We start from the raw sequence: 8120 nt of genomic DNA, 5'->3' as shown, positions 1-8120 counted from the left end.
TGGAGTGGTGGAGGTTAGGTGTTTTGGGTGGTGTTCGAATGTTGGGTGGGCATGTCAGGGTTGTTCGTGCTGGTCATACCGTGAAAATCGGGGGTTCCAGACACACTTTCTGTCGTTTAACCCTGCGTGGTGGTGTGGGGGTTAAACGACACAATGTGTGTCTGGGCGGCGAGGTGCGCTCCGTCGTGGTGGTCGTCTCGGCTTGTGTCGCTGGTGGCCGCGGTGACTTCTGCGAGTGCGGCGCGGCCCCAGTGGTGGGGGTGTCGGCACGTGCACCGCATGGGGGTGTGTGGTTGTGGCTTCGGGTCCGCATAGTGTGGTGGAAAGTGCTGCTTGGCTGGGCGTTTGTGCCAGCTGTGGGTGGTGGGTATAGTTCTATTCCGTGCTTGAGAGCATCGCCGGGCCTGGTGGTGATCGAAACACATGCGCCCGTAGCTCAACGGATAGAGCATCTGACTACGGATCAGAAGGTTAGGGGTTCGAATCCCTTCGGGCGCACAAAAGAAAAACTCCCGTCCACGGCTGTGGGCGGGAGTTTTCGCATCTCTGCCTTAGAACACGTCGACGCGGGCGCCGACGTCCTCGGCCTGCAGCAGCTGGCCAACCCAGCCGGGCTGGCCGGGGCGGACCCGCAGCACGGGGCGGCCGGCGTAGCCCCGGGAGCGGGCTTCGTAGCGGACGCGAGAGCGGTAGCCGGCGTCGACGAGTTCTTCCACGGAGGGGCTGTCGCCGGTGAGCCCGGCGCGGGCGTCTTGCAGCAGCGCGATGGCTTCGTCGAGGGCGGTGACGAGGGCGTGGTGGTTGGTTTCGCACATGGCGCGCACGAGCGAGGGGGAGGAGCCGGCGACGCGGGTGCCGTCGCGGAAGCTGCCCGCCGCCAACGACAGGGTCAGTGCCCCGCCGGTATCGCCGACGATGGCGAGGGTTTCGGCCAGCACGTGCGGCAGGTGGCTGATGCGCGCGACTGCTTTGTCGTGTTGCTCAACGCGGGCGGGGATCACCTGGGCGCCGACGAGGGTCGCGAGGGTGGCGACGTCGACCCACAGGTCGATCCATTCCTGTGGCAGGTGCGGGTCCACATCCCGGGAGCTGCCGGGTTTCATGGCCCGGTCGAAGGTGACCACCCATGCGGCACCGTCGAAGAGGCCCTGTTGGGCGGCGGACCAGCCGGAGTCGGCGGTGCCCGCCATGGGGTGGCCGCCGACGTAGCGGTCCTGCATGCCGCGGGCGCAGACTTCCTCCCACACTTGGGCTTTCACGCTGACGACGTCGGTGATGCCGCAATGGGGGGCGTGGGTGGCGATGGCGTCGAGGAGGCCCGGGATGGCGGGCATCGGCACCGCCAGCACGATGAGTGCCCCGGTGTCTTCTGCCCGGGTGAGGGTGGCGGTGAGGTCGTCGGAGACGTCGAAGCCTTCCCCCCGGGCGGCGCGCGCCCCGGAGGGGGAGCGGTTATAGCCGAAGACGGCCACATCAGCGGCGGCGAGATCGCGCAGCAGGGAGCCGCCGATCAAGCCAAGGCCAAGAATGCACACCGGGCGGGAAACAGTTCGTGAAGTCACCTGACAATTGTGGCACATAGCGACTAGCCTGGGTAGGCATGAGCAACCACCCGACGCATGCCGTGCTGGTCACCTTTCACAATGGCTGGGCCGTGGAGAACATCCCGGCGCCCGCCACCGTGGACGAAGCGGCCACCCGGGTGCGTCGGCTGCGCAGCGAAGGCACCGCCTTCGCCGTGGTGACGGTCGGCGACGAGTACTTCACGATTGTGCGGCCCACCCCCCGCGGGGTGGAGCTGTTCGTCAGTGATGGGTTCGCGGCCCTCGACGACGATTTTGGGGTGGATGCGCTGGCGACCCTGGGGGAGTTGGAGGACGTGGAGGACGCGTTCGATGCCCTCGACTGGCCGGAGGACGACGACGAGGCTGCGGACGAGTCCGTCGACGACATGGATATTGACCCGTACCCGGTGGGTAACTTTGAGATCCTCGCCGACATGGGGCTCGCGGAGCCGACGCTGACGGTGCTGGTGGACGACCCGGACCTGTGGGCCCACGAGCAGCTGGCCGCGATTGAGGAAGATCTCGGCTGCGATCTGCCGTGGACCTAAACACCCACCCGCACGGATCGCTGGACCCCGCGCCCCGCATCGGCGGCGGGTTGCCGCCTGCCGCCTGGGAGCAGCAGGCAGCCGCCTGGATGCGGCAGGCCATCGCCGTCGCCGACACCACCCCCACCGGTGATGTGCCCGTGGGGGCGATCGTGGTGGACTCGGCGGGCCGGATCATTGCGCGCGGCACGAATCGGCGGGAAGCCGACCAGGACCCCACCGCCCATGCGGAGGTGCTGGCGCTGCGGGCCGCCGCCCGGCACCTGGGGCGGTGGCGGCTCGACGACTGCACCCTGGTGGTGACTCTCGAGCCCTGCGCCATGTGCGCGGGCGCGGTCGTGGGGGCGCGCCTGGGCCGGTTGTACTTCGGGGCGTATGAGCCGAAAACCGGCCACGTCGGCAGCGTCCACGACACGCTCCGCGACTCCCGCGCCCTGCACCCGGTGGCGGCACGCGGCGGGATTCTGCGCGCCGCCTGCGAAGAACAGCTCGGGCGCTTCTTTCAGCAGCTGCGCGCCCCGTTACACTAAGGGCGGATGTGCGCCCCACGCCCGACGTGGTGGCCGCCGGTGACACACCACCCCCTTTTTTTCCCATCCATTATCAAAGGAGAACACCCATGGACCTCGGCAAGATTGGCGACAAGATCCGCGAGAACAAGGACGCAGTGGCGGCCAAGGTGGAGGAAGCTGCCGACAAGCTCATCGACTCCAAGCTCGATGGCGAGAAGGCCCAGAAGGCCAAGGATGCGATTCACTCGGGTCTGAGCAAGGGCGTCGAGGAACTCGACAAGCGCCTCGGCGGCGACAAGGCCGGCGAGTAAGCCCACACGCGCGAAAGCACCTGGCGCGGCTCCACCAGCCGCCGCCCACGCACCCGCCTCGTGAGGTGTGGTGCGCCCACAGACCCCTGCTCAGCGGCCGTCCACGCCGCGGGCGGGGGGCTCGCCGTTGGTGCCCCTGGGTGGTCGTGCTGGGGTGGGGCCCAGACGCGGTGCCGCCAATTTCGGTACCGTGGGTACCACTTCCCGCCCGCGGGAAGATCATCATCAACCACACCCCACTGTGAGGAGAACCCCATGAGTGACATTGAGAACAAGGCAGAAGAGCTCGGCGGCAAGGCCAAGGAAGCTTTCGGTGAGGCCACCGGCAACGAGCGCGTCGCCAACGAGGGTCGCGCCGACCAGGTGAAGGCCGAAGTCAAGGACGCCCTCGAGGACGCCGGCGACGCCATCAAGGGTGCCGCGGACAAGGTTCTCGGCGCGTTCAAGAAGGACGCCTAACACGCAAGTGATTTGGCTGACGCTACCGCCGACCGTTACTCTTATCGGCGGTAGCGTGTCCGAGCGGCCGAAGGTGCTCGCCTCGAAAGCGAGTGTTGGGTAACCCCCAACCGCGGGTTCAAATCCCGCCGCTACCGCCAAAAAATGTCCCGGGACCTGCAGAAATGCGGGCCCGGGACATTGCTATGTGCCCGGGTTTCGCCGCCTGCCCGCAGGCGTGAGAGTGGCCAGAAAAGGGGTGCGTGTGCTCCACGGCGGGGAGTACCGGGGGCTGCTGCGGTAGATTAAGGGGCACCCCGCGCGCAGCGCGCGCAGAGACTTTCTCCTTATATTTCTCCACCGCACACTGTGCGCGTGTCTTCTTCGTGCTCTTCTTTCGTTCTTTCCATCCTGTTGTGTCTTCCCCCAAGGTGTTGATGTCGATGATGCGGGCTTCGCGACCGCACGGAGGTTGTGGCTGTGGCTAGTCGATTGTTCCGCCTGGGGCGGGCCTGCTACCGGCACAAGTGGGTCGTCATCCTCATCTGGGTGGCGATCATGGCCAGCATGGCGACCGCCGCGGCGACGCTGCAGAAGGGCTTCCAGGAGCAGTTCGCGATCCCCGGCACCCCCTCTGATGATGCGGCCGTGCTGCTCATGAAGAACTTCCCCGAGCAGAAAAACCCCCTCGACGAGGCGGGCGTGACGGTCGTGTTCGCGGCCCCGCCGGGGCACACCCTGGCGGAGCAGCCCTACCGGGATGCCGTCCAGCAGGTCGTCGACCAGCTGGAGGAGACAGTGCCGGGGCTGGAGCCCGGGCAGCGTTTCGGCAACCCCGTGACCCTGGACCCGCAGTTGCGGAGCTACGTGGTCGAGCAGTCGACGGCGGCGGGCTTGCCGGAGGAGACCGCGAAGGCGGATGCGGCGAACATTAGTGTGCTCAGCCCCGATGGGCGCATCGGCTACCTGGAGTTCTCTCTCGATGTGCCGACGGCGTCGGATATTACTGACACGCAGCGGGACACCATCCAGGCGGCCCTCGACGCCGGCACCGCCGCGGGCGTCCAGACGGAGGCCGGGGGTGCCGCCTACGGGGAGCCGCTGGACATCAAGTCCACCTCGGAGATCGTCGGCCTCGCGGTGGCGTTCATCGTCCTCATTTTTACGTTCGGTTCCGTGGTGGCGGCGGGCCTGCCGCTGGTCTCCGCGGTGCTGGGCATCGGTTTGGGGTCGACGGCGGTGATCCTCGCAACCCGTTTCGTGGTGCTCAACAACACGACCCCGGTGCTGGCGGTCATGCTGGGCCTGGCGGTCGGTATCGACTACGCCCTGTTTATTTTGAGCCGTTTCCGCACCGAGTACCGGCGGATGCCGCGCGATGAGGCCGCCGGCATGGCGGTCGGTACCGCGGGCTCCGCGGTGGTGTTCGCCGGGCTGACGGTCGTCATCGCGCTCGTCACCCTGTCGGTGGTGAACATCCCGTTCCTCACCTACATGGGCCTGTCGGCGGCGTTCACGGTGGCCGTGGCGGTGCTGGTGTCGCTCACGCTGGTGCCGGCGCTGCTGGCGGTGGCGGGGCGCTACGCCTTCGGTGTGAAAATCCCCGGCGTGGGCGGCAACCCGCTGCGCGGCACCGCCGGCGGCACCTCCCCTGCGCCCGCCCCGGAGGCGCGGCGCTCGAAGGGGCGGGCGTGGGTGCGCTTCGTGCACCGCTACCCGGCGCTCATCCTCACCATTGTGGTGGTGGGCCTGGGTGCCCTCACCCTGCCGGTGGGGCACCTGCAGCTGTCCCTGCCGAGTGACAACCTCTCGGAGAAAGGCACGACGCAGCGCGCCTCCGCGGACCTGCTGCGGGAAGGGTTCGGCATCGGCCAATCCTCCCCCTTCCTCGTCGTCGTCGACGCCCACGACGTCAACCCGGCGGCGGAAAGCCTGGCGCCGCTCATCGCCGCCCAAAACCCCACGGGGGAGGAGGAAACCCGGGCGGCCGCCGCGCAGGCCTCCTTCCTGCAGGTGGTGCAGGCGTTCTCCACGAACGCCGATGTTAAGCACGTGCAGATCATCGCCCCCTCCGCCGATGGGAAAGCCGCCCAGCTGCTGCTGACGCCGCGCACCGGCCCCCACGACCCGGCGACCACGGAGCTGCTGCGCACGCTGCGCGCCCAGCAGTCCGCCCTGGAGGCCGCTACCGGCGTCACCCTCGGCATTACGGGCCTGACCCCCATCCAGCAGGACGTGACGAATAAACTCTCCCACGCGATGCCGATCTACCTGGGCATCGTGGTGGGGCTGGCGGTGCTGCTGCTGCTCATCATTTTCCGCTCCATCATGGTGCCGCTCGTCGCCGGTTTCGGCTTCTTGCTGTCGGTGGGTGCGGCGTTCGGCACCACGGTGTTGTTCTGGCAGGACGGCCTGTGGAACATTGTGGGCACCCCGGGGCCGCTGATCTCCTTCATGCCGATCTTCCTCATCGGTGTCACGTTCGGCCTGGCGATGGACTACCAAATGTTCCTTGTCTCCCGCATGCGGGAGCAGTACGTGCACGGCCGGAAGAAGGGCGTGCCGCCCGGCTACAACCTGGTGGAAACCTCCGTCATTGAGGGCTTTACCCTCGGCAGCCGGGTGGTGACCTCCGCGGCGCTCATCATGATCGCGGTGTTCGTCGCCTTCATTGATCAAACGTTGCCGTTCGTGAAGATCTTCGGCTTCGCCCTCGGCGTGGGTGTTCTCTTCGACGCGTTCTTCATCCGGATGGGCCTGGTGCCCGCCAGCATGTTCCTCCTCGGGCGGGCCACCTGGTGGATTCCCCGCTGGCTGGACCGGCTGCTGCCCACCCTCGATGTGGAGGGCGCGGCCCTGGAGGCCGAGTGGGAGCGCCGCCACCAGGCGCGCGCCGCGGAGCAGGAGCAGGCCCTGGCGGACCTGACGCTCGACGCGGAGCGCGACTAGCCTAGGCTGTGGCCCGGGGCTGTGGCTCGGCGGGCAGCCTTGTTCACCCCCACCACGGGCGCAAGCCCACGATTGTCGCCCGCGATCCCTGTGCGCGCCGTTTGGAAAGGACGTTGAGTTCAGCCGTGTCGACCGATACCACCTTCAGCCCCGGAACCTCCCTTGGTCAGCTGGGCCGCACGGGCGTGATCCACACCCCCCACGGGGACATCCACACCCCGGCGTTCATTCCGGTCGGCACGAAAGCCACGGTGAAAACCCTCACCCCGGAGCAGGTGCGCGCCACCGGGGCGCAAGCGATCCTGTCGAACGCCTACCACCTGTATTTGCAGCCGGGGCCGGACATTGTGGACGCCGCCGGCGGCGTCGCCGCCTTCGAGAACTGGCAGGGCCCGACCTACACCGACTCCGGCGGCTTCCAGGTCATGAGCCTCGGGGTGGGGTTCAAGAAGGTCCTCGCGATGGATACCACCGGCCTGAGCGAGAAGGACATTCGCGCGAAGTCGGGGGAGCGTCTCGCGCGGGTTGATGAGGACGGGGTGGATTTCCGCAGCGTCATCGACGGCTCCCGGCACCGCTTCACCCCGGAAGTGTCGATGCAGATCCAGCACCAGCTGGGTGCCGACATCATCTTCGCCTTCGATGAGCTCACCACCTTGGTGGATACCCGCCAGTACCAGGAGCAGTCCGTGGACCGCACCCACCGGTGGGCGCGCCGCTGCCTGGAGGAACACAACCGGCTCACCCAGGCGCGGGTGGGCAAGCCCCTGCAGTCACTGTGGGGTGTGGTGCAAGGCGCCCAGTACGAGGACCTGCGCCGCCAGGCTGCCCGCGACCTGGTGGCCCTGTCGGAGGAGTTCACCGACCGTGGGCAGCGCGGCTTCGGTGGCTTCGGCATCGGTGGCGCCCTGGAGAAAGAAAACCTCGGCACCATCGTCGGCTGGGTGAGTGAGGAACTCCCCGCCCACATGCCGCGCCACCTCCTCGGCATCAGTGAACCCGACGACTTGTTCACCGCCGTCGAAAACGGGGCGGACACCTTCGACTGTGTGGCACCCACCCGGCTGGGCCGCCGGGGCGGGGTGTACACCCTCGACGGGCGCATCAACCTGCCCGGGGCGCGCTTCGCCCGCGACTTCGACCCCATCGATGCGGAAGTGGGCGGCTACGTGTCGGAGAACTACTCCCGCGCCTACATCCACCACCTGCTCAAGGCGAAGGAATACCTCGCCGGCACCCTCTGCACCATGCACAACCTGCACTTCATGATCCGGCTCGTTGACACGATGCGCCACCACATTGAGCAGGGCACCTACTGGGAGTACAAGGAAGAATTCCTGGGCCGCTACTACGCGAAGCGGACACGCACCGCCTAAGTGTGCGGGGCGGCGCGCGTGGCGTGCGCCCGCAACCCGGCGGCACGGTGCGGGGTATCGGCGACCACGGGGCCCGTGGTTGGGGGAGGACAGGGTGGCGAATACGCGGTGACGACATCGAAGAGTGGCGTGCCGGCCGTCGACAGGGGCGACCTGGGGTCTGTGCATCACAGCTGCTGCCGGTATCGACCTGCGTTGATGAAAAATTGTGCACAAATTTGGCGAAAACCCTGGACAGGGCAGCGAAGCCCATGTATCGTCGCGGGAAACCGTACAGTTCTATCGGGAAAATATAAGGTGGTTTGAATGGCTAAGCGTACAGTGTCGCTGGTTATTGCATCCGCGGTGGCTGCCGCGAGCCTGGCTCCCCAGGTGCAGGGGGCCGAGTTCTACGGCCATGAGGTCAAGGGGCGGATCCTGG

The 8120-nt window shown here is 67.4% G+C and carries 7 protein-coding genes and 2 tRNA genes; 8 read left to right on the top strand and 1 reads right to left on the bottom strand.

Annotated elements, in window-relative coordinates:
• The first annotated feature begins 425 nt into the window (after nt 1-425).
• A tRNA-Arg gene (locus C1Y63_RS12245) sits at nt 426-498 on the top strand.
• Nucleotides 499-551: 53 nt separating this feature from the next.
• Here the strand turns inward: C1Y63_RS12245 and C1Y63_RS12240 are convergent.
• Nucleotides 552-1562 carry a prephenate dehydrogenase gene (locus C1Y63_RS12240; RefSeq protein ID WP_106016729.1) on the bottom strand — a complete coding sequence of 337 codons (1011 nt, stop codon included), beginning with the start codon at nt 1560-1562 and terminating at the stop codon, nt 552-554.
• Nucleotides 1563-1600: 38 nt separating this feature from the next.
• Between C1Y63_RS12240 and C1Y63_RS12235 the strand changes: the two genes are divergently transcribed.
• From C1Y63_RS12235 to tgt, 7 genes are all read left to right on the top strand, one after another.
• Entirely contained in the window at nt 1601-2113 is a 513-nt protein-coding gene (locus C1Y63_RS12235; protein ID WP_106016728.1) for a tRNA adenosine deaminase-associated protein, read from the top strand.
• On the top strand, nt 2104-2643 hold the full coding sequence (locus tag C1Y63_RS12230) for a nucleoside deaminase (RefSeq protein WP_369831052.1): 540 nt from the start codon (nt 2104-2106) through the stop codon (nt 2641-2643). The genes C1Y63_RS12235 and C1Y63_RS12230 overlap by 10 nt, the downstream gene beginning before the upstream one ends.
• Before the next feature lie 89 nt (nt 2644-2732).
• The gene (locus C1Y63_RS12225) at nt 2733-2936 is read left to right on the top strand and encodes a hypothetical protein (RefSeq protein ID WP_106016727.1); all 204 of its coding nucleotides are present in this window, start codon (nt 2733-2735) and stop codon (nt 2934-2936) included.
• A 255-nt stretch (nt 2937-3191) separates the two neighbouring features.
• The gene (locus C1Y63_RS12220) at nt 3192-3395 is read left to right on the top strand and encodes a CsbD family protein (RefSeq protein WP_106016726.1); all 204 of its coding nucleotides are present in this window, start codon (nt 3192-3194) and stop codon (nt 3393-3395) included.
• A 49-nt stretch (nt 3396-3444) separates the two neighbouring features.
• Nucleotides 3445-3535, top strand: a tRNA-Ser gene (locus tag C1Y63_RS12215).
• Between the two features lie 319 nt (nt 3536-3854).
• The gene (locus tag C1Y63_RS12210) at nt 3855-6323 is read left to right on the top strand and encodes an MMPL family transporter (protein WP_106016725.1); all 2469 of its coding nucleotides are present in this window, start codon (nt 3855-3857) and stop codon (nt 6321-6323) included.
• 125 nt (nt 6324-6448) lie between these two features.
• On the top strand, nt 6449-7699 hold the full coding sequence (gene tgt / locus C1Y63_RS12205) for a tRNA guanosine(34) transglycosylase Tgt (RefSeq protein ID WP_233195714.1): 1251 nt from the start codon (nt 6449-6451) through the stop codon (nt 7697-7699).
• The last annotated feature ends 421 nt before the right edge of the window (nt 7700-8120 follow it).

Source organism: Corynebacterium sp. 13CS0277 (assembly GCF_002994655.1).
Classification (GTDB): domain Bacteria; phylum Actinomycetota; class Actinomycetes; order Mycobacteriales; family Mycobacteriaceae; genus Corynebacterium.
This window is presented reverse-complemented; position numbering and strand designations above follow the sequence as displayed.